The sequence below is a fragment of the Hymenobacter jeongseonensis genome, assembly GCF_015694725.1.
Taxonomy (GTDB): domain Bacteria; phylum Bacteroidota; class Bacteroidia; order Cytophagales; family Hymenobacteraceae; genus Hymenobacter; species Hymenobacter jeongseonensis.
In genome coordinates, this window is record NZ_JADQDQ010000011.1 from 68,021 (window position 1) to 88,418 (window position 20,398).

At 62.6% G+C, this 20,398-nt stretch carries 19 protein-coding genes; 11 read left to right on the forward strand and 8 right to left on the reverse strand.

Features of this window, described 5'->3' with window-relative positions:
- The first annotated feature begins 4 nt into the window (after positions 1-4).
- Positions 5-415 (forward strand): DUF6691 family protein, encoded by a 411-nt coding sequence (locus tag I2I05_RS18190; protein ID WP_196283677.1) that lies wholly within the window; start codon positions 5-7, stop codon positions 413-415.
- Positions 416-476: 61 nt separating this feature from the next.
- Positions 477-1,382, forward strand: a complete 906-nt coding sequence (locus I2I05_RS18195) for an MFS transporter (protein ID WP_230688414.1) — start codon at positions 477-479, stop codon at positions 1,380-1,382.
- Between the two features lie 178 nt (positions 1,383-1,560).
- Here the strand turns inward: I2I05_RS18195 and phoU are convergent, their stop codons facing one another.
- The 5 genes from phoU to I2I05_RS18220 are packed head-to-tail and all read right to left on the reverse strand — an operon-like array spanning position 1,561 to position 5,773.
- Positions 1,561-2,247, reverse strand: coding sequence for a phosphate signaling complex protein PhoU (phoU, locus tag I2I05_RS18200; protein ID WP_196283679.1), 687 nt, complete (start codon positions 2,245-2,247; stop codon positions 1,561-1,563).
- 48 nt (positions 2,248-2,295) lie between these two features.
- Complete coding sequence (pstB, locus tag I2I05_RS18205; protein WP_196283680.1) at positions 2,296-3,048, reverse strand: phosphate ABC transporter ATP-binding protein PstB; 753 nt, start codon at positions 3,046-3,048, stop codon at positions 2,296-2,298.
- Positions 3,049-3,069: 21 nt separating this feature from the next.
- Positions 3,070-3,924 carry a phosphate ABC transporter permease PstA gene (pstA, locus tag I2I05_RS18210; protein ID WP_196283681.1) on the reverse strand — a complete coding sequence of 285 codons (855 nt, stop codon included), beginning with the start codon at positions 3,922-3,924 and terminating at the stop codon, positions 3,070-3,072.
- On the reverse strand, positions 3,917-4,792 hold the full coding sequence (gene pstC / locus I2I05_RS18215; RefSeq protein WP_196283682.1) for a phosphate ABC transporter permease subunit PstC: 876 nt from the start codon (positions 4,790-4,792) through the stop codon (positions 3,917-3,919). The genes pstA and pstC overlap by 8 nt, the downstream gene beginning before the upstream one ends.
- Positions 4,793-4,813: 21 nt before the next feature.
- The gene (locus tag I2I05_RS18220; protein WP_196283683.1) at positions 4,814-5,773 is read right to left on the reverse strand and encodes a PstS family phosphate ABC transporter substrate-binding protein; all 960 of its coding nucleotides are present in this window, start codon (positions 5,771-5,773) and stop codon (positions 4,814-4,816) included.
- A 137-nt stretch (positions 5,774-5,910) separates the two neighbouring features.
- Between I2I05_RS18220 and I2I05_RS18225 the strand changes: the two genes are divergently transcribed.
- Positions 5,911-7,785: a pyruvate kinase gene (locus tag I2I05_RS18225; protein WP_196283684.1), complete on the forward strand. Its 1,875-nt coding sequence runs from the start codon at positions 5,911-5,913 to the stop codon at positions 7,783-7,785.
- Between the two features lie 11 nt (positions 7,786-7,796).
- Here the strand turns inward: I2I05_RS18225 and I2I05_RS18230 are convergent, their stop codons facing one another.
- Positions 7,797-8,330: a GNAT family N-acetyltransferase gene (locus I2I05_RS18230; RefSeq protein ID WP_262895173.1), complete on the reverse strand. Its 534-nt coding sequence runs from the start codon at positions 8,328-8,330 to the stop codon at positions 7,797-7,799.
- 369 nt (positions 8,331-8,699) lie between these two features.
- Here I2I05_RS18230 and I2I05_RS18235 point away from each other — a divergent pair, with 369 nt between their 5' ends.
- On the forward strand, positions 8,700-9,548 hold the full coding sequence (locus tag I2I05_RS18235; RefSeq protein ID WP_196283685.1) for an AraC family transcriptional regulator: 849 nt from the start codon (positions 8,700-8,702) through the stop codon (positions 9,546-9,548).
- A 522-nt stretch (positions 9,549-10,070) separates the two neighbouring features.
- The gene (locus I2I05_RS18240; protein WP_196283686.1) at positions 10,071-12,161 is read left to right on the forward strand and encodes a glycoside hydrolase family 97 protein; all 2,091 of its coding nucleotides are present in this window, start codon (positions 10,071-10,073) and stop codon (positions 12,159-12,161) included.
- Between the two features lie 178 nt (positions 12,162-12,339).
- Here I2I05_RS18240 and I2I05_RS18245 read toward each other — a convergent pair whose 3' ends face one another.
- Positions 12,340-12,903 (reverse strand): RNA polymerase sigma factor, encoded by a 564-nt coding sequence (locus I2I05_RS18245; RefSeq protein ID WP_196283687.1) that lies wholly within the window; start codon positions 12,901-12,903, stop codon positions 12,340-12,342.
- A 323-nt stretch (positions 12,904-13,226) separates the two neighbouring features.
- On the opposite strand from I2I05_RS18245, the gene I2I05_RS18250 reads away from it, so the two are divergent.
- The 3 genes from I2I05_RS18250 to I2I05_RS18260 all read left to right on the forward strand — a co-directional run bounded on the left by I2I05_RS18250 (position 13,227) and on the right by I2I05_RS18260 (position 17,498).
- On the forward strand, positions 13,227-13,928 hold the full coding sequence (locus tag I2I05_RS18250; protein ID WP_196283688.1) for a GAF domain-containing protein: 702 nt from the start codon (positions 13,227-13,229) through the stop codon (positions 13,926-13,928).
- Positions 13,929-14,042: 114 nt separating this feature from the next.
- The gene (locus I2I05_RS18255; protein ID WP_196283689.1) at positions 14,043-17,018 is read left to right on the forward strand and encodes a PAS domain-containing protein; all 2,976 of its coding nucleotides are present in this window, start codon (positions 14,043-14,045) and stop codon (positions 17,016-17,018) included.
- Between the two features lie 57 nt (positions 17,019-17,075).
- Positions 17,076-17,498, forward strand: coding sequence for a response regulator (locus I2I05_RS18260; protein WP_196283690.1), 423 nt, complete (start codon positions 17,076-17,078; stop codon positions 17,496-17,498).
- A 40-nt stretch (positions 17,499-17,538) separates the two neighbouring features.
- Here the strand turns inward: I2I05_RS18260 and I2I05_RS18265 are convergent, their stop codons facing one another.
- The gene (locus I2I05_RS18265; RefSeq protein ID WP_196283691.1) at positions 17,539-17,985 is read right to left on the reverse strand and encodes a hypothetical protein; all 447 of its coding nucleotides are present in this window, start codon (positions 17,983-17,985) and stop codon (positions 17,539-17,541) included.
- Between the two features lie 422 nt (positions 17,986-18,407).
- Between I2I05_RS18265 and I2I05_RS18270 the strand changes: the two genes are divergently transcribed.
- From I2I05_RS18270 to I2I05_RS18280, 3 genes are read left to right on the forward strand one after another with little or no spacing between them, the layout of a single operon-like run.
- Positions 18,408-18,689, forward strand: coding sequence for an acyl carrier protein (locus I2I05_RS18270; RefSeq protein WP_196283692.1), 282 nt, complete (start codon positions 18,408-18,410; stop codon positions 18,687-18,689).
- An 11-nt stretch (positions 18,690-18,700) separates the two neighbouring features.
- Positions 18,701-19,546 (forward strand): metallophosphoesterase family protein, encoded by an 846-nt coding sequence (locus I2I05_RS18275; RefSeq protein WP_196283693.1) that lies wholly within the window; start codon positions 18,701-18,703, stop codon positions 19,544-19,546.
- Positions 19,546-20,160 (forward strand): hypothetical protein, encoded by a 615-nt coding sequence (locus tag I2I05_RS18280; protein ID WP_196283694.1) that lies wholly within the window; start codon positions 19,546-19,548, stop codon positions 20,158-20,160. The genes I2I05_RS18275 and I2I05_RS18280 overlap by 1 nt, the downstream gene beginning before the upstream one ends.
- The last annotated feature ends 238 nt before the right edge of the window (positions 20,161-20,398 follow it).

Here is a 20,398-nt window from a genome sequence, read left to right on the forward strand (position 1 = left end):
TCTTATGAAATACCTCAAATACTTGGTGCTGGGCACGTTGTTTGGCATCATTCTCACCAAAAGCGAAGTCATCAGTTGGTTTCGGATTCAGGAAATGTTCCGGTTTCAGAGCTTCCACATGTACGGCGTCATCGGCTCGGCCATTCTGGTGGGCATGATTTCCATTCAGCTTATCAAACGCAACCGCCTCAAGACCATTGCGGGCGAGCCCATCGTCATCGCCGACAAACAATTCAACCACGGCGTCTGGATTGGCGGCTTTATTTTCGGCCTCGGCTGGGCCCTGACCGGGGCCTGCCCCGGCCCGCTGTTTGCGCAGCTGGGCAGCGGCATCGGTTCGGCCGCCGTGCTGATTCTGGCCGCCCTGGCCGGCACTTGGACCTACAGCGCCCTGCGCGAAAAGCTGCCCCACTAATTGCCCGTTGATGCGCTAATTGGCAAGCGTTGCTGCTCCATTAAACCTCCGTTACCTCTTCTTGGGCCTAAACGAGTCGGCCGGCTACTTGGCCGTGGCCGCTACGGCCTTTGCCTCGGGGTGGCTGGCTACGGAATACGGCTTGCGGCCCTACCCCTTTTACCTCGGCATTGGCTTGGCGGTGGCCGGACTGCTGGGCTCGTTGCTGGTGCGCGATACGCGCCACCACGTCGCACTCGAAGCCGCACAGGCCCCGGCCACGCCCACGGGCCCAGCCCTCTCCTTCTGGGACGTGACGTGGCGGCACCCAAACCTGGGCTCGGTTACACAGGCCGGACTGGTGAATAACCTCAACGACGGCATGGTGTGGGGCCTGCTGCCCCTGCTGCTGGCCAGCAAGGACTTCACGCTCACCCAAATTGGCACCGTGGCGGCTGTGTACCCGGCCGTGTGGGGCCTGGGCCAGTTGCTCACCGGCCCGCTGGCCGACCAGCTTTGCAAAAAAGACCTGCTTTTCTGGGGCATGCTACTGCAGGGAGCGGTGCTGCTGGCCATGCTGTTCACCGATGCCTACCCGGTATTTCTGCTGCTGGCGGCGCTGCTGGGGGCGGGCACGGCGCTGGTGTACCCCACGTTTCTGGCGGCCGTGGCCGAGTACGCCCCGCTGGCGCAACGGGCACACAGCGTGGGCATTTTCCGGTTCTGGCGCGACGCCGGCTACGCCATCGGCGCGCTGCTCACGGGCATCCTGGCCGATGCCTTTGGGCTGGCGGCGGCGCTGGCGGCCATTGGCGGGCTCACGCTGCTCTCGGCGCTGGTTGTCCGGCGGCGGATGTATTGCCTGCCGGTGACAGCCACCGAGGCCAGTCCCGCGCAAAGCTGCCCTCGTAAAATGCCCGCAGTGCATTATACGCCGAACTGGAGCGCAATCACTCTTTTCCGCCGCCGTCTCGGCTTGGCCGGTTAGTCAGTGGCCGTATCCTATGCCGGCTTGCGTTGCCGGCAAAGCGGGCTAATGCCATTTTGTATCTTAACTGAAACCATGTGGAACGGGTGCTTTTTGCACGCCATAATGGTAAATGGCATTGAAATATTCGACGTCCTACCAGACGCCCTAGCCCACTCCTTCCAGTATTGCCCAGGCCCTACCCCCGGCGCTGCTTGCCCGACTGGTGGCGCAGGACCTGAGCCTCGACGTAAAAAATGATTTCCTCGGCAATGTTCTTTGCCTCGTCGCCGATGCGGTCCAGCTTGCGCACCAGCAGCAGCATTTGCAACCCTTGTTGCACCCGGGCGGGATGGTCGCGGATGTAGTCGGCAATGGCCGCGTGCGCCTTCACGTTCTTGTCACTTAGCAGCTTGACTTCTAAGAAGAGGCGCCGGGCCACCGAACTGTCTTCCTGCTCAAAGGCTTCCTGCACGAGCGCCAGCAGGCTGGTGGCGTGCTGCCCCATTTCCTGCAGGCCACTGATTGCCAAGAGGTGCTGGTCGAACACCTCGTATTCATCCACCATGGCCCGGCGCACGAATTGCGCCATGGCCTTGGCCGCGTCGCCCACGCGCTCCAGGCTAGTGTTGATTTTGAGCACGGCCAGCACGAAGCGCAAATCGATGGCCACCGGCGTGTACAGCGCAATAATGCTTTCGCAATGACGCTCAATGCTAAGGTCCTTGATGTTGATGCGCTTATCGAACTTTATCACCTCCTTGGCCAGGGGCTTGTCGAGGGTGTGCAGCGCTTGCAGGCTGCGTTCGAGCTGCCCCAGCACCAGCCCCCACATGGCATGCACCTCTTTCTTGAGTTTCTGGGTTTCGGTTTCCAATTGGGTCATGGCCGTGGTGATTTAGAGCGGCAAAATCAGGCTGGCGCAGGCGTTGCTTCAACCGAAACGCCCGGTGATGTAGTTCTGGGTTTGCTCGTGGTGGGGCTGGGTGAAAATGGTGCGCGTGTCGTCGTACTCAATGAGTTGGCCGTAGTTGAAAAAGCCCGTTTTGTCGCTCACCCGCCCGGCCTGCTGCATGTTGTGCGTCACAATGAGAATGGTGTACTGCTGCTTGAGCTCGTGAATCAGCTCCTCGATTTTGGCCGTGGAAATGGGGTCCAGGGCAGAAGCCGGCTCATCCATCAGCAGGATGTGCGGGGCCACGGCCAGCACCCGCGCAATGCACAGGCGCTGCTGCTGCCCACCCGATAAGGCCAGCGCCGACTTGCGCAAGTCGCCCTTCACTTCATCCCAGAGCGCGGCTTGGCGCAGGGAATGCTCCACGGCGTGGTCGAGCACGGCCCGGTCGCGCACGCCCTGCAGCAGCAGCCCGTACGTCACGTTGTCGTAGATGCTTTTTGGGAATGGATTGGGGCGCTGAAACACCATGCCCACGCGCTTGCGCAGCTCTTCCACGGCCACGTCGGAGGCGTATATATTCTGGCCTTGCAGCAGGATTCGGCCGTCGTAGCGGAAGTCGTCGATGAGGTCGTTCATGCGGTTGAAGAGCCGCAGAAACGTGGACTTGCCGCAGCCCGACGGGCCAATGAGCGCCGTGACCGTGTTGGGCGCAATGGCCATGGAAATGTCCTTCAGCACGTGGTTCGTGCCGTAGTACACATTCACATGCTCCACCTGCAATTCGGACATAATCAAGTGAAAAAGGCACCTTCAGGGCAACTGCTGGCGCCAGCGGTTGCGCAGGTAAATGGCCACGCCGTTCAGCCCGAAGGTGATGACGAGCAGCACGATGATGGCCGCCGCGGCATTGACTCCAAACTCATGTTGCGGCCGCGAAATCCAGTTGAAAATCTGCACCGGCAGCGCCGAAAACTCGTCAAGCGGCTGGGACGGCGCAAACGGCACATAAGCCAGCACGCCAATCACGAGCAGCGGCGCCGTTTCGCCTACGGCCCGCGACAGCGCCAAAATGATGCCCGTGAGAATGCCCCCCGCCGAGGCCGGCAGCACCTGGTACCAAATGGTTTGCCAGCGGGTGGCGCCCAGGGCCAACGAGGCCTCGCGCAAGGAGCGCGGCACCGCCCGGATGGCCTCACGAGTAGCGACAATGAGGATGGGCAGTATCAGCAGAGCCAGGGTACTGGCGGCGGCCAGCACGCTGCTGCCCAGCCGCAGAAACCGCACGAACACCTCCAGGCCCAACAGGCCGTAAATCACGGACGGCACCCCGGCTAGGTTGGTAATGTTGATTTCGAGCAGCGCGGCCCAGCGGCGTTTGCGGCCGTATTCTTCCAGGTACACGCCCGCGGCCACGCCCAGCGGCACGGCCAACAGGGCCGTGAGCACCATAATCCACACCGTGCCCAGCAGCGCCGTGTAGATGCCCGCCCGCTCGGGAAAGCGCGAGGGCAGGCTGCTCAGAAACTGCCCGCTGAGCCGGCCCAGGCCGGTGCGCAGCAGCCCCCACAGAAAAATAGCCAGCAACAGCAGCCCCAGCAGCGTGGCCAGCAGGCCCACGACTCGAAAAATGCGGTCCGCCAGGCGGTTGCGGGCCATGCTATTCATACCGCTCCTGGTATTTTTTGCGGAACCAGTACCCCACGTTGTTGAGCCCGAGGGTGAGCACGAACAGCGTGATACCGGCCGCGAAAATGGTGTTGTATTCCAGCGTACCGTAGGCCACGTCGCCGGAACTCACTTGCACGATGTAGGTGGTAATGGTTTCGATGGGCACCAGCGGGTTGGCCGTGAGCCGGGGTTCCTGGCCGGCGGCAATGGCCACAATCATGGTTTCGCCCACGGCCCGCGAAATGGCCAGCACCACCGACACCGTAACGCCCGACGAAGCCGCCGGCACCACCACCCGAAAGGCCGTTTGCAAGCGCGTGGCGCCCATGGCATAAGAGGCTTCCCGCAGGCTGCGGGGCACGGCCCCCAGCGCATCTTCGCTGAGCGAGGACACCAGCGGCAGTATCATGATGCCCATCACCAAGCCCGCCGACAAGGCGTTGAACCCGGCCAGGCCTGGCACCAGCCGCTGCAAAAACGGCGTCACCTGGGTCAGGGCAAAGAAGCCGTACACCACCGTGGGCACCGCCGCCAGCACCTCCAGCAAGGGCTTTAGGGTATTGCGCAGGGCCGGCGCCACGTACTCGTTCAGGTACACCGCAATGGTGAGGCCTAGGGGCAGCGCCACGGCCACGGCCACCGCGGTGGTGAGCAGCGTGCCCGCCACCAGCGGCAAAATGCCAAAGTGCTTGTCGGCAAAGAGCGGCGTCCACTGCGTGTCGGTCAGGAAGGCGCTCAGAGGCACTTGCTGGAAAAAATGCACCGCCTCCACTACCAAAATCCACAGGATGCCCGCCGTGGTCAGCACGCCGACGCCCGCGCTCATGGCCAGCAGGGCTTCAATCAGGCGTTCGTTGGTTTTCATGGCACGGACGGCAGCACCAGCTTAGGGGTGAGATTGGCTGACGAAGGCGGCAAACTTGGCCTGCTCGCGGCGGTATTCTTCGGCGGGCATGGGGATGTAGCCCACTTCGCGGGCCAGCCGCGGGGCCTGCTCCAGGTAGAAGTGGACGAAGGCCTGCACCGCCGGGCGGCGGCCGGCCGGGCGGCTCACGTACACCAGCAACGGGCGCGATAGGGGCGCGTAGCTGTTGTTTTTCACCGTCTCGATGGACGGCGCCACCGGCCCGGCGCCGTTTTCGGGTTTTTCGTCGTCGATGGGCACGAGTTTGAGCTTGGCCCGGTTGGCTTCGTAGTAGGCGTACCCAAAGAAGCCCAGCGCGAGGCGGTCCGTCGAAATGCCTTGCACCAGCACATTGTCGTCCTCGCTGGCCGTGTAGTCGCCCCGGCTGGCGTGGGCGGTGCCCACAATGGCCTGAGTGAAATAGTCGTAGGTACCCGACGCCGTACCCGCCCCAAAAAGGTGGATTTCGGCGTCGGGCCACTCCGGCCGCAGGTGTTTCCAGCGCGTGACGCGGTGCTGCGCGGCTGGCTCCCACAAACGCTTCAGCTCCTGCACCGTCAGGCTCTGCACCCAAGTATTGGCCGGGTGCACCACCACCGCCAGCCCGTCGTAGCCCACCCGGATGTCGGTGTAGCGCACGCCCCGCTGCGCGCAGTCCCGCTGCTCGCTTTCCTTAATGGGCCGGGAGGCATCGGCCACGTCAATCTCCTGCCGGCAAAACTTGCGAAAGCCCCCGCCCGTGCCAGACACGCCCACCGTAATGCGCGCTTCGGGATGAGCCCGCGCGTACTCTTCCACCACAGCTTCGGTGATGGGAAACACCGTGCTGGAGCCGTCGATGTGAATCTTCGTTTCCGGTGCCGCATCCACACAGCCGGTCAGTGCCAGCGCCAGCAGGAGCAGCAGTGGAAGGCCCCGGGCTGGAAGCGTGTGCACCGACATAATGCTAGGGAGCCAAGGAAATAATTGGCTCAAATAATTATTGTTAATTTACAACTTATTATTGTCATGATACATTAAGTTTATATTACCAATGGAGTCTTCGGTCAGGACGAAGGCTGCCGCATCTGCTTCGCGCCATGCCTGAGCTTATCTCGCTTCCTTCGGTTGACACGGAATACGCCGCGCTTTTGGTTCAGCTTGCGGCCTTGCGCCATGATATGGTGCGGGCCGCCGCCCAGGCGATGAACCGGCTGGAAGCGGTACATCCCAATTTTTGGCTTAGCGCCCACAACCTGGTGCACTACCTGGCCCTGCGCCAGCACGACCTGCGCCCGCTGCAGCAGCAATTGGCCACGGTGGGCCTGTCTTCGCTGGGGCGCGCCGAGGGCCACGCGCTGGCCACGGTCGATGCCGTCCTGGCAGCCTTGCTCGAACTGGCGCCTCCCACCGACCCCGTGGGCCTGCTCCCGCCCTACCCCGCCCCGGACTTTCGCAGCGGCCCCCGGCTGCTGGCGGAGCACAGCGATGCGTTGCTGGGCCCGCCGCGGCCGGCGCGCGATGTACGCATCATGGTGACAATGCCCTCCCAGGCAGCCACCGACTACCCGCTGGTGCGGGAACTGCTGCGGCAAGGCATGGACTGCATGCGCATCAACTGCGCTCACGACGAGCCCACCGCCTGGCGGCGCATGATTCAGCACCTACGCCGCGCCGAGCAGGAGTTGGGCCTCTCCTGCCGGGTGAGCATGGATTTGGCCGGCCCCAAGCTGCGCACCACGGGCCTGCCCCCCGGCCCGGCTGTGCTGCAATTGCAGCCCGAACGCGACGCCTACGGCCGGGTCCTGGCTCCGGCTCGGCTCTGGCTCACGGCACGGGAGCAACCCCAAGACGCCCCAACTGCCGCCACGGCTACGCTGGAATTCCCCGCGGCGTGGCTGCGGAAGCTGCACCCCGGCGACGTGGTTTCCTTCGTTGATGCGCGCGGGGCGCGGCGGGTGCTGCTTATGCAGGGTGCTAGTGAGCGAGGCGGCTGGGCTTATCTGTTCAAAACGGCCTATATCACCCCGCACACCCGGTTCAAAGGGCCCACCTCAACGGCAACGGTTCACCAGGTACCGTGTCCGGAATCCTACCTGCTGCTGCGCCCCGGCGATGCGCTTTGGCTGACCACGCCGCCGGTGCCACCCGCCAGCGCCAGCGGCGGAACGGCGGGCAGCACTGCGCCGGCTCTGATTGGCTGCACCTTGCCGGAGGTTTTCGACCACGTGAAGCCGGGCGAACGGATTTGGTTTGATGACGGGAAAATTGGCGGAATAGTGGAGCGGGTGGAACCGGGCGCGGTGCACGTGCGCATCACCCAGGCCCGCGAGCTGGGCGAAAAGCTACGCAACGACAAAGGCATCAACCTGCCCGACAGCCAGCTGCCCCTGGGGGCCCTGACTGCAGAAGACCGGGAGCACCTGGCTTTTGTGGTGCAGCACGCCGATATGGTAGCCCTCTCCTTTGTGAGCAGCCCCGACGATGTGAGCCAGCTGCAAGACCACATGGTTCAGCTGGGGGGCCGCGTGCTGCCCATTCTGCTCAAGATTGAAACCCGCCGGGGGTTCGACCAATTGCCCGCCCTGCTGCTGCGCGCCATGCAAGCCAGCAGCTGCGGCGTGATGATTGCCCGCGGCGACCTGGCTGTGGAGTGCGGCTTTGAGCGGCTGGCCGAGGTGCAGGAGGAAATTCTGTGGCTGTGCGAGGCGGCCCACGTGCCAGTTATCTGGGCCACGCAGGTGCTGGAAAGCCTGGCCCGCGGCGGCATGCCTTCCCGCGCCGAAATCACGGACGCCGCCATGGGCGACCGCGCCGAGTGCGTGATGCTGAACAAGGGGCCGCGAGTGGTGGAAGCCGTCCGAATCCTTGATGATATTCTGCAGCGCATGGCCGACCATCAGCACAAGAAAAGTGCCCTGCTGCGCAGCCTGCATGTGGCGCACGCCCTGCCCGAGCTCAACGGCGAGCCGTGACCTACCGGCAATCAGGCGGTGGTGGCCGGCAGGCCCACTTTGGCGCTGCGGCGCTCCAGCAGCACGATGTCGCGCCAGACGCCGTGCAACTGGCCAATTCGTTCGCAGCGCCCCACTTCGCGAAACCCCGCGCCGGCGTAAATGCTCAGGCTGGTGGTGTTTTCGGGAAAGATGCTCGCCAGCAGGGTCCAGACCCCATACGCTTCGGATTCGGCGACCAGGGCATCCAGCAGCTGCCGGGCCACGCCGCGCCCCCGGGCGGCCCCGGCCACGTACAAGCTCACTTCGGCCACACCGGCGTACACCCCGCGGGCAGAGCGGGGCGTGAGGGCGGCCCAACCCAATACCGGCCCCGGACCGGGGTGGTCGGCGGCCACCGCCACCAGCCGGCTGTGGGCCAGGTGGCCCCAGTCCCACTCTTCCCACGCGGGCGCTTCGGTTTGGAAGGTGGAGTTACCACTGTCAAATCGTTCGCCGTAGATGGCCCGCATCTGCGGCCAGTGGGCGGGCGTGAGTGCCAGCAGCTTTATTGAGGGGATATCCAAGGGGGTGAGGAAAGGGTTTATTGGCCGCTTCCGAACCTGAAAACCCCAAGGGAAATCAATACCGAATGGATATACTGCCAGAAGATTGTTTCACCTGCAAAATTCTGATTATGCAGCGGTTGTCTTACCCGCTCGATGTTGCTTAATTATTAATTTATGCGCTTTCGATTTCGGCAATGGTAATGGTTCGGTAATAGCTTTGTCCCGCTCGAAACGGACCGCTGCTCCCGCAACCCGGTAGCGGCGTGGCGAGGGCAAATCTTCGCGCCACTGCTTACTATTGCCCCTGCGCGGCCCGGCAAGCATGCGTCTTTTACATTCGCCCGGCCCTGGCCTCGCGTATGAGGGCAACCACTCCGTGCCGCCAACATGAAACTGGAATTTGAACCTATTCAGCCCACACCGGGCAGCTCCTTCACCCTGCGCTACTACACCCAGGCGCGGGACCGGGACATTAGCTGGCACTACCACCCGGAGTACGAGCTGGTGTACATTCCCACGGGCAGCGGGCGGCGGCACATCGGGCAGCACGTGTCGCGCTACGTGGGCGGTGAGTTGGTTTTTATGGGACCCAACCTGCCCCACCTGAGTTTCAGCTACGAAAAAGACGGCTCGTTTGAGCAGGTTGTGCTGCAACTGCGGGAGGATTTTATGGGCGAGCATTTCCTGCAAAAGCCGGAGCTGGCGGCGGTGCAGCACCTGTTCCAGCGCTCGCGGCAGGGGCTGGCGTTTGGGCCGGGCACCCGCGCCGCCGTGGGCCCCGCGCTGCGGGCCATGCTGGCCCAGCCCGCGCCCACGCGCCTGCTCACGCTGCTCCAGTTGCTCTACCAGCTGGCCGAGGCGCCCGACGCCACCGAGCTGCACGCCGACATGGGCCTTTCGGCGCTGCAAGTGCGGGAGCAGCAGCGCCTCAAGCAGGTGTACGAGCACATTGAGCAGCACTACGCCGAACCCGTGACGGTGCAGGAAATGGCCGACCTCACCTTCCTGACCGTGCCAGCCTTTTGCCGCTACATCAAAAAAATGACCGGCCAAACGCTCACCGCGCTGTTGCAGGAATACCGCATCAGCCAAGCCAGCCTGCTGCTGCTGCAGGGCCGGCCCGTGGCCGAAGCCAGCTTCGCCACGGGCTTTAACAACCTCTCCCATTTCAATCGCACGTTTCGCAAGTTCACCGGCCAGCGGCCGTCGGAGTACCGGCGGCAGGCGGCCGCTTAGGCCACCCGGAGCGACTGGCCCAGGACTACAAAAAAGCCTGGTGTCAGGACCAGGCTTTTGTATGAAAATGAATGTGAGGGATTCGGCGCAGCAGGTACACTTTCAGGTACCGAAAACTGCGTTCGGCGTTTTCGGCAGTAAGCTGCCAGACATAGGGAATATGCATATCAAATAGTGGTTAACGTGAATTCGGGCAGCCCACTTGGGCCTTCCACTGCGCTACCCGGAAATAAGAAAGTGGCTGCGGCGCGGGTGGGAGGGCGAGGGGCGCAGCGGGCAGGGCACAACAGACGCCTGCTAATGAACAACAAAGGTAGTGCCGCCCTAAAGGGCCTACTACCACTCCATTGACCACTACTGGCACTGCATTGGCCTGCTACTACCGGCACGGAACGGGCTTTATGCAACAATGCAGTTCTTTGCAGGCAATACACTTCACTCACACACTCACTCCCATACATGCGTTGCCACCCCTTTTTAACCAGCTGTTTTTCCTTAAAGGCTGCCAGCCAAGCGCTGGTCATGCTCTGCTGTTGCTTCCTATGGCAGGTGGCAGCGGCCGAAGAAATCAAGTCGCCCAACGGCAAGCTGACGCTGGCCTTCGTGCTGCAAAACGACGGCGTGCCCACGTACCGCCTCACCTACAAAGGCCGCGAGGTCATCAAAACCAGCAAGCTGGGCCTGGAGCTGAAAAACGCCGCCGCCCTCACCAGCGGCTTTGCCGTGGCCGAGAGCAAGCAGCGCACGTTTGACGAAAGCTGGACGCCGGTGTGGGGCGAGGTGAAAACCATCCGCAACCACTACAACGAGCTGGCCGTGACGCTCACCCAGGCCAGCACCAGCCGGACCATCCGGGTGCGATTCCGGGTGTTCGACGACGGGCTGGGCTTCCGCTACGAGTTTCCGCGCCAGCCCAAGCTCGACTACTTCACCATTAAGGAGGAGCGCACGCAGTTTGCCCTGGCCGGCGACCACAAGGCCTTCTGGCTGCCCGGCGACTACGACACCCAGGAGTACAGCACCGTCACGTCGAAGCTCTCGGAAGTGCGCGGCCAGATGAAAGCCGCCGTGACGGGCAACGCCTCGCAAACCACCTTCTCGCCCACCGGCGTGCAAACGCCGCTCATGCTCAAAAGCCAGGACGGGCTCTACATCAACATCCACGAAGCGGCGCTGATTGACTACTCTTGCATGCACCTGGAGCTCGACGACAAGAACTTCGTGCTGGAATCGCACCTCACGCCCGACGCCGTGGGCGACAAGGGCCTGATTCAGACGCCGGCCCAGTCGCCCTGGCGCACAGTAATTGTGAGCGACCGGGCCGGCGACATTCTGGAATCGAAGCTGGTGCTGAACCTCAACGAGCCCACTAAATTCAAGGACACCAGCTGGATTAAGCCAGTGAAGTACGTGGGCGTGTGGTGGGAGATGATTACGGGCAAAAGCACGTGGTCGTACACCAACATGGACAACATCAAGCTCGATTCCGTTGACTACAAGACGGTGAAGCCCAACGGCACGCACGGCGCCAACACGGCCCACGTGAAGGAGTACATCGACTTCGCCGCCCTGCACGGCTTCGACGCCGTGCTGGTGGAAGGCTGGAACACCGGCTGGGAAGACTGGTTTGGCAAGCACAAGGACTACGTGTTCGATTTCGTGACGCCCTACCCCGATTTCAACGTGCCGGAATTGCAGCAGTACGCCGCCAGCAAGAACGTGAAGATGATGATGCACCACGAGACCAGTGGCTCGGTGCGCAACTACGAGCGGCACCTGGATTCGGCTTTCCAGTTCATGAACAAGTACGGCTACAACGCCGTGAAAACCGGCTACGTGGGCGACATCGTGCCGCTCGGCCACCATCACTACGACCAGTGGGTGAACAACCACTACCAGTACGTGCTGGAAAAAGCGGCTGAGCACAAAATCATGGTGAACGGCCACGAGGCCGTGCGCCCCACCGGCCTGGCCCGCACCTATCCCAACCTCATCGGCAACGAGGCTGCCCGCGGCACGGAGTACGAATCTTTCGGCGGCAACAACGCCGACCACACCACCATTCTGCCCTTCACCCGCCTCATTGGCGGGCCGATGGACTACACGCCCGGCATTTTCCAGACCAAGGTCAGTGCCCTCAACCCCAGCAATACGTCTTTCGTGCACAGCACGCTGGCCCGCCAGCTGGCGCTGTACGTAACCATGTATTCGCCGCTGCAAATGGCCGCCGACCTGCCCGAACACTACAACCAGCACCTCGACGCCTTCCAGTTCATCAAGGACGTGGCCGTGGACTGGGACGCCACCCGCGTGCTGGAAGCCGAACCCGGCGACTACATCACCATTGCCCGCAAGGCCAAGGGCAAGAGCAGCTGGTTCATCGGCAGCACGTGTGATGAAAACGGCCGCACGTCCAACATCAAGCTCGACTTCCTCGACCCCGGCAAAAAGTACGTGGCCACCATCTACGCCGATGCCAAGGACGCGCACTACGAGAAAAACCCGCAGGCCTACGCCATCCGCAAAGTCAACGTGACCCGCAAGTCCAAGCTGGCACAATACTGCGCGCCCGGCGGCGGCTACGCCATCAGCGTGACGGAGGCCGCGCGCTAAAGGCGGCGCGCGCGGCCCATACGGGCTGCCCGCTACTTATCAGGTGCCGGCTGAACAACGGTTAAAACAAAGAACCCCAGGTGTGCCTACCTGGGGTTCTTTGTTTTCGAATGAACGGTATTAAGTCGGTACTCAACCGCGTTGTTTAACTCACAAAGCAGGCATTAGCCAGCGGGGGTTATCTGGCCGACCGGGCCAGTGCCGCCAACGCCACCAGGGCGGCCCGCGCCCGGGTTTTCACGGTGGCCAGCGGAATTCCCAGTTCCTCGGCCGTTTCCACCTGGGTGCAGCCGCCGAAATACAGCAGGTCGATGACTTCGCGCTGCCGGGGCTTCAGGCCCTGCGTCAGTTCCCGAATGCCGATGTGTTCCGGGTGGAAGGTGGTGGGGGCAGGCGCCCGTTGCACGCTGCTGCTCTCCAGCGACTGGTTGTCGTTGTGAAACCGGTGCCGGGGGCTGCGCATCACGTCGATGGCGTGGTTGCAGCACACCCGCACCATCCAAGTAAACAGGCGGCCGCGGGCGGGGTCATAACCGCCAATGCCCAACCAGATTTTGAGGAGCCCTTCCTGCAGCAGGTCTTGTGCCAATGCCTCTTTGTGCACCAGCCGCATAATCACCGCTTGCAAATTGCGCCCGTATCGTTCCTGCAGCCGCCGCAGGGCTTGCTCGTCGCGAGCAAGCAACCGCTGGACCAGCTCAGTCTCGTCCATTGCCGTGGGCAATGCCGGTATGGAACTCATAGTGGCGAAAGGTTAGGAGCAAGCCACTAGCAAAGCGGCACAGAGCTTAATTGGACGGAATCGGCTATACGAACAACCCGAAAGCGAGTTGAAGCCCTACACGAAAATAAAGTAATTATCCAAAACAGAAGTATCCAATACTCCCACCGGCACTCTTCCTTCGGTGCGGCCACACAAGGCTGGCCAGGTCAGTGGTTTCTTTCGCCCCGCCGCCCCCGATTCCGCATTTCTTGCGCAGCATTTGCTTCTTTTGTAACTAGTAGCCACCGTTACGGCCTGCTTTGCACTTTTTTGCGCAGCAAGTATCCTTTATCCCGCTTTCTATGCTGACGCCCGCTGCCCTGCTGCCCCCCGACGAGGCCAAACGGTTGGCCTCACTCCGCCACTACGATTTTCGCCCCGTTCCCGCCGACGATATTTTTCAGGACCTACTGGCACTGACCGCCCAGCTTTTCAGCCAGCCCCTGGCCTTTCTCGCCCTCGTCGATGAGCACGAGGTCCGCTTTCCGGTGTTGCACGGCGGGCCGCCCATGCCGCCCATTCCCCGGGTTGAGGCGCTATGCTCGTCGGCCATTCTGCACCCGAACGCCGTGGCTTATGAAAACCTCGCCGCCGCCGCCCAAACCGGTGCCGATGCCCCGGCCATTCGCGCGGCGCTGGCCCTCGGGCTGGGGTTCTACGCGGCCGCCCCGCTGGGCATGCCCGACGGCCGAACCATTGGGGTGCTCTGCGTGATTGGTCCCCACGCCCGGCCCTTCAGCCCCCCGGAGCAGGAAGTCCTCGTGGCCATCGCCGATGTGGCCAGCCTCAGCATTGCCGTGCGCCACCTTTGCCTGGCAACCCCCGAGCTTGGTACCGAACAGTGGCAAACCGTCTGCCGCCACCTGCGCCACGACGTCCACGCCCTGCGCACCTTCCTGCGCGATGCCTTTGGACAAAACGCCCCCCAAGTTCCCGTGGCTCCGGCCGTGCTGCACCAGTTGCAACGGCGCCTGCAAGCCCTGCGCGTGGTGCTGGCTGAGTAGGCCGTGGAGAGGCCGAGCATTGCCACCGGCACGCCCCGCTTCCTGCGTTGGCAACGAACAATTTGAATTGCTGTACCTTTAGCTAGTTCCTGTTCAGGAAATAATTTCGACGCTATGCCTTCCTCTGCGGCCCCGCTCCCAGCCCACCTGGTGGCGTCAGCCAGTTTGTTTGCTTCCGCCGATACGCTGTTGCCAGACCTGCTGGCCGTTTCCCTCACTGCCATCAAGCTGTTGCGTCCCATTTACGGCTCGGGCGGTGACATCCAAGATTTCACGCTCGAGTACCTCAATCCGGCCGCCCAGCGTATGACGGGGCTGCCGGAGCGTCCTGGAGGCACAATAGGCAGCCATTTTCCGAACGTTCGCACCAACGGGGTTTTCGACTTGTACCAGCGCGTGTTTGAAACCGGCGAGCCGGGGCAACACGAATTAAGCGACCAGGCCGACGGCTCCGGCAACTACTTCCACGTGGCGGCCCGACGCAGCGGCGACCTGCTGGTGGTGAGCTTCACCGATACCGCCGCCCACCCCCGCACCGCGGTGGAACTGGCCCTGCGCGACAGCCAGAGCCGGGAGCGGCAAGCCCTAACGGATGCCGAGGCACTGGTGCAGGTGCGCACCCAAGCCCTGGAAACGGCCCGCGCCGAAACCGACGCGCAACGCCACAGCCTGCAGGCCCTCATTGCCGAAGCCCCGGCCCTCATTGCCCGCCTGCGCGGCCCCAACCACTTTGTGGAGCTGGCCAACGAGCGGTTTCGGCAGCTGCTCGGCGGCCGGGAGATGACCGGCCGGCCCTACCGCGATGCCCTGCCGGAGCTGACCAACCAAGCGTTTTTTGACCAGTTGGATGCGGTGTATCGCACCGGCGAAACGTATTACGGCACGGAAATCCCCGCGGACCTCGACCGACATAACTCCGGCGAGTTAACCACCGCTTACTTCGACTACACCTACCAAGCTACCCGGGACGCGCAGGGCCGCATCGACGGCATTCTGCTTTTTGCCAACGACGTGAGCGAGCAAGTGGAGGCCCGCCAGGAGCGCGCCGTGCAGCAACAGCAGCTGGGCGATGCCTTCGAGCAGGCCCCGGTGGCCATTTGCGTGTTTCGGGGCCCCGACTACGTGCTGGATGTGGTGAATGCGTCCATGGGCGAGATGCTGGGCTACCCGCCCGCGTGGCTGAAGGGCAAGCCCTTCTTCGCCGCCTTGCCCGAACTCGTGGACCAGGGCCTGCGCACCCTACTCGATGGCGTGCGGGCGAGCGGCAAGGCCTTCGTGGCCCAGGCGCAGCCCATACAGCTGGCCCAGCACCTACCGGACGAGACCGGCTTTTACGATTTCGTGTACCAGCCCCTGCGCGACGCCAACGGCAACATCGGCGCCATTACGTGCATCGCGACGGACGTGACCGAACAAGTGCGGGCCCGCCGCCAGGTGGAGCGGCTCAACCAAGAGCTGGCCGATACGAACGAAGAGCTGCAATGCTCGAACGAGGAGCTGCGGGCCAATAACGACGAACTGGCTCACAGCCAGCAGGCGGTGCTGGAAGAAGCCCAGCGCCGCGTGTCGGAGCGCGAGACTTTTTACCAAGTATTCGAGCAAACGCCGGCCTGCATTGCACTACTGCGCGAGCCGGAACACCGGTTTGAGTACGTCAACGCCGCTTATCAGCAGCTTTTTCCGACCCGCCGCTTGGTGGGCCGGTCGTTGGCCGAGGCCTTGCCCGAAACCGTGAAGCAAGGCTTTGTGGCGCTGCTCGATAATGTGTACCGCACCGGCGAAACCTATTTTGGCCAGGATTTGCCCCTGCGACTGGAACAACCGGATGGGTCGACGCAGGACGTGTACTTCACGTTCACGTACCAGGCTTACCGGGAAAACGGGGCCATCGCGGGCATTTCCATCTTTGCACACGACGTGACGGCCCAGGTGCGGGCCCGCCAGGAGCGCGAGGCCCAGCAGAACCAGCTGCACACGTTGTTCATGCAGGCGCCCGCCCCCATTGTTATCCTCGACGGGTCCGAGCTGGTATTCCAATTGGTCAATCCGGCGTATCAGCTCATCTTTCCGGGCCGGGAACTGCTCAACAAGCCGCTGCTGGAGGCCTTGCCCGAGCTGCAGGGCACGCCCATTCCGGATTTGCTCCGGCAGGTGTTTGAAACGGGCGCCACCTACACCGCTCAGGAGCTGCCGCTCATGCTAGCCCGCCACGAAGGCGCGCCGCTGGAAGAAATCTACTGGACCTTCATCTACCAGGCCCGGCGCAACGCTTACGGGACAATCGATGGCATCTTGGCCTTCGCCCACGAAGTCACGGACCAGGTGCAGGCCCGGCGTGTGGTGGAAGCCAGCGGCGAGCAGGCTCGGATGCTGGCCGAGGAACTGCGCGAGACGAACACGCAGCTCACCCGCACCAACGTGGACCTGGATAACTTCATTTACACGGCCTCGCACGACCTCAAAGCGCCTATCAGCAACATTGAGGGCCTGCTGCACGCCCTGCGCACCGAACTGCCGCCCCAGCCCCCGGGCGGTGAAGTGAGCTACATCATGGAACTGATGCAGGATTCGGTGAACCGCTTCACGCGCACCATCGAACACCTGACCGACGTGAGCAAGCTCCAGAAAGAGCACGGCCAGCCCAGCGCCACCGTGCCGCTGGCGGCCGTTATCGAAGACGTGCGCCTCGACCTGGCGCCGCTCTTAAAACAAACCGGCGGGCTCCTCGACGTGGATGTGCGCGCCACGCCCCTGGTCACCTTTTCGGAGAAAAACCTGCGCTCGGTGGTGTACAACCTGCTCAGCAACGCCTTCAAGTACCAAGCCCCCGAGCGCCCGGCGCGGGTGCGCATCCGCAGCCGGACGGACGGCGACTACCACGTAATCGACGTGCAGGACAACGGCCTCGGCCTGGACCTCGCGCGCGACCAATACCTGTTCACCATGTTCCGGCGCTACCACACCCACGTGGAGGGCTCGGGGGTGGGCCTATTTATGGTGAAAAAGATGCTGGAAAACGTGGGCGGCAAAATTGAAGTAGCCAGCAAACTCGGTTACGGCTCCACTTTTTCCGTTTACATCCCACGCTAACACCCGTACCGCTTGTCGGCCCTGTGCAGGCCTATTTTTCGTTTCTATTCGCCCTGCATGTCCCCGCTGCGTTGTATTCTATTGGTCGATGACGACCCCACCACCAATTATTTAAACCGCAAACTGCTGGTCTCCATGGGGGCCAGCGGCGAGGTCCTGACGGCCCTCAACGGGCAGGAGGCGTTGGCCATCCTCAACGCTAAGTTTCAGCAGGTCGATGCCACGTGTCCGGACCTCATTTTCCTGGACGTGAACATGCCCCTGATGAACGGGTTCGAATTTTTGGATGCCTACCGCCAGCTCCCGGCCGAGCAGCAGGGCGCTACGGTAGTGGTCATGCTCACTACTTCGCTGCACCCGCGCGATGTGGAGCGCGCCCAGCAACTTCCCGTTTCCGGTTTTTTAACCAAACCCCTGACCAGGGAGAAGGTGAGCGAAATAATCGGCGGGCATTTCACTGCCCTGCCCGGCGGTAATTAAACCGGGCCGGGGCGCGACCATTCTGGGGTGCTGAGGCCGCCTAGTACCGCTGCTGGCTTTTGAGGATGCGAATGACTGCGCGCCGGGTGGAGAGCAGCCGGCCCAGCATGATGCCGCCCGTGAATGCCAGGGCCACGGCCGTCAGTTCGTGCCCCGCAAACCAATGGCCCAATATCCACCAGCGCGAAACGGCCAGCAGCAAGTAGCCCGCCAGCATCAGGCCGCCTAGCTTGTCCATTTTGGCAATGACCTGCGCGGCTTCTTCGTGCCACACCACCTTGGACATGCGCCCCACCACCAGCCCCAACAGGCCACCCACCACAGCCGCCCCCAGCACCGGAACCGGCGAAGCGTGAAAGGCCACCAGCTGATACCCCACTGCCACGCTCATGCCGCAAAAAACCAGCGCGAACATGCGCAACCGCAACAGGAGCCGGCGTCGAACAAACTTACGGCGAACAGTACGGCGGGCAGCGGCAATTGACATATAGGCCGCAAAAGTAAAGCGGTGCGGTGCGCCAGTCGCGTGCCGGCGGCATTGCATTTCTAAAAAGAGCCTTAGCAGAGCAACAATGATGTTTCCCAAATGCACGGAAGGCATGCCCTAAAATTAATTGTGTCAAATCAAATTTTGAAAAACCTTTTTGTTTAACCAAAGTTATTAAACCCATAAAACCCGCCGAACCGGCCATGAGCGGCTCCGATATTCCCCTTGAGATACCGCTCGTGCGCCCGCCACGAAGCCACCGCGACACCTGCAATAAACGGACTGTACTGGTGACCTAACGAATTTTACTAGCCCCATATCCGGGACTTAAATCATTAGCTATCAATTCGCAAACGGCCTCCAGCTTGTAGAAGCAGGTTTATTTCATTAAATTATTACTACCCCTTCACGGGGCTCTTCCCATGGTCTCCTCCTCTCCTTTCCCTCCATCCCGGCTTGCGGTGCAGAGCCAGATTCTGCGCGTAATCCGCCAGCGCAAAGCGCTGGCGGGCCGGCTGCGCCTGACCAGCAGCTTAACACAGGACCTGCATTTTGACCCGGTGGATGTGGTCGATGTCATTCTGGCGCTTGAGCAGCGCTTCCATCTCACCATTCCCGACGAGGTGCCGCTGCACGTGGTGGGCGACTTGGTGCAGTACGTAACCGCGCACCTGCCGAGCGGAGCGGCGCCGTCGGCAAACTAACGGCTGGCCGTATGAAACAGCACTTTCTACGCAATTGGAGCAAGGTGCGCGGGCGGGGCCTGCTGCTCGGGGCGGGGCTGGCCGTGCTGGCGGGGTGCGACCTGATTGAGTTCAGTCCCAACCAAACGCACAGCCCGGACGCCTACAGCGACCTCACGGCCAAAAACCTGGCGGCCCTGGCCCAGCGCCCGGTGCCCACGGCGGGCGACACCCTGCGCTTCGTATTCACCGGCGACTCGCAACGGTTTTACGAAGAGGCCGAGGACCTGGTGCGCAGCGTGAACCGGCAGCGCGGCATTGCGCTGCTGCTGGTGGCCGGCGACATTTCGGACTTTGGTCTGGGCCGGGAAATGCGCTGGGTGCACGACAAGCTCAAGCACCTGCGCGTGCCCTACCTGACCGTAGTGGGCAACCACGACCACGCGGCCAACGGCCGCAAGGCCTACCAAGAAGTTTTCGGGGCCTTGGACTACAGCTTCACCCACGCCCGCACGCGCTTCATCATGCTGAACACCAACAGCCGCGAATACCGCTTCGATGGCACGGTGCCCAACATCAGCTGGCTCGAGCGGCAACTGGCCGACACCGCGGGCGTGCGCCGGCAAATCATCATCAACCACGTGCCGCCGATGGACGGCGACTTCGACCCGCAGCTAGAGCAGCCCTACGTGCGGGCGCTGGAGCACGCCCCCCGCGTGGTCCTGGCCCTCAACGGGCACCGGCACAGCTTCAGCATCGGCGAGCCTTACCGCAACGGCATCACGTTCATCAATTCCTACAGCTTTGAGCGGCGGCGCTACGTGGTGCTCACGCTCTGGGGCGACCACGAATTCCGGCTTGACACCGTCGATTTCTAATGACCTTCTCAACCTTGCTGCTCCTGCATTTGGCCACTGCGGACGCCGGTAGTCTGGCGCCCGCCGATACGGCGCGCCCTGCCCGGGAGCGGTGGTACGTGCCCTCGCACCTGCTGGTGCACACCGCCGGCGGGCAGGGCCTGGCCGCCGTGGGCACCGGCTGGACGGCCAACCACAACCACTTGGCTCTGGAAGCAGTGGCGGGCTACCTGCCCAAGAAATTCAGCATCACGCCCATCGGCATCTTCACGGCCAAAGCCACCTACACGCCCTGGCAGCTGGCGGTGCGCAGCACGCCGTGGCGCGTGCAGCCCTTGGCCCTGGGAGGCTTCGTCAGCTACTCGGCCAGCCGGGGCATCAACCAGACCCGGGGCAGCAAGTACGACGCCGGGTACTACTGGTGGTCGTCGCGCACACGGGTGGGCGCCTTTCTTGGCGGGAGCGCCGGCCGCGCGTTCCGCCCCACCAAGCGCGGCACTGCCCGTACGGCCATGGCCTACTACGAATTAGGCACCAACGATTTGTACCTGGTGAGCTGGGTAAACGGCCGCGGGAAGCTTCCGATAAGCTCCATTTTGACCCTCGGGTTTGGAGTGCGCGTGCAGGCGTGGTAAGCAAGCCGACACTCGAATTACCGGGGCATTAACGCCCAGGCGTTTAATTGAAGCATTCCGGGATTTATTGTCCAGCCAACTGGTCCGGTAGCCGGTAACTCTGGCTTCCGCCCCTTGCGCGCGTCCGCCATTCTGCCCCAATAGCGACAGCACTTTCACCTGATTTTTTGTCCGACTGAGTCCTCAGGCCAAATTATCATCCTCAATAAGGCATAGCATACGGTTGAAAACAGCTTTT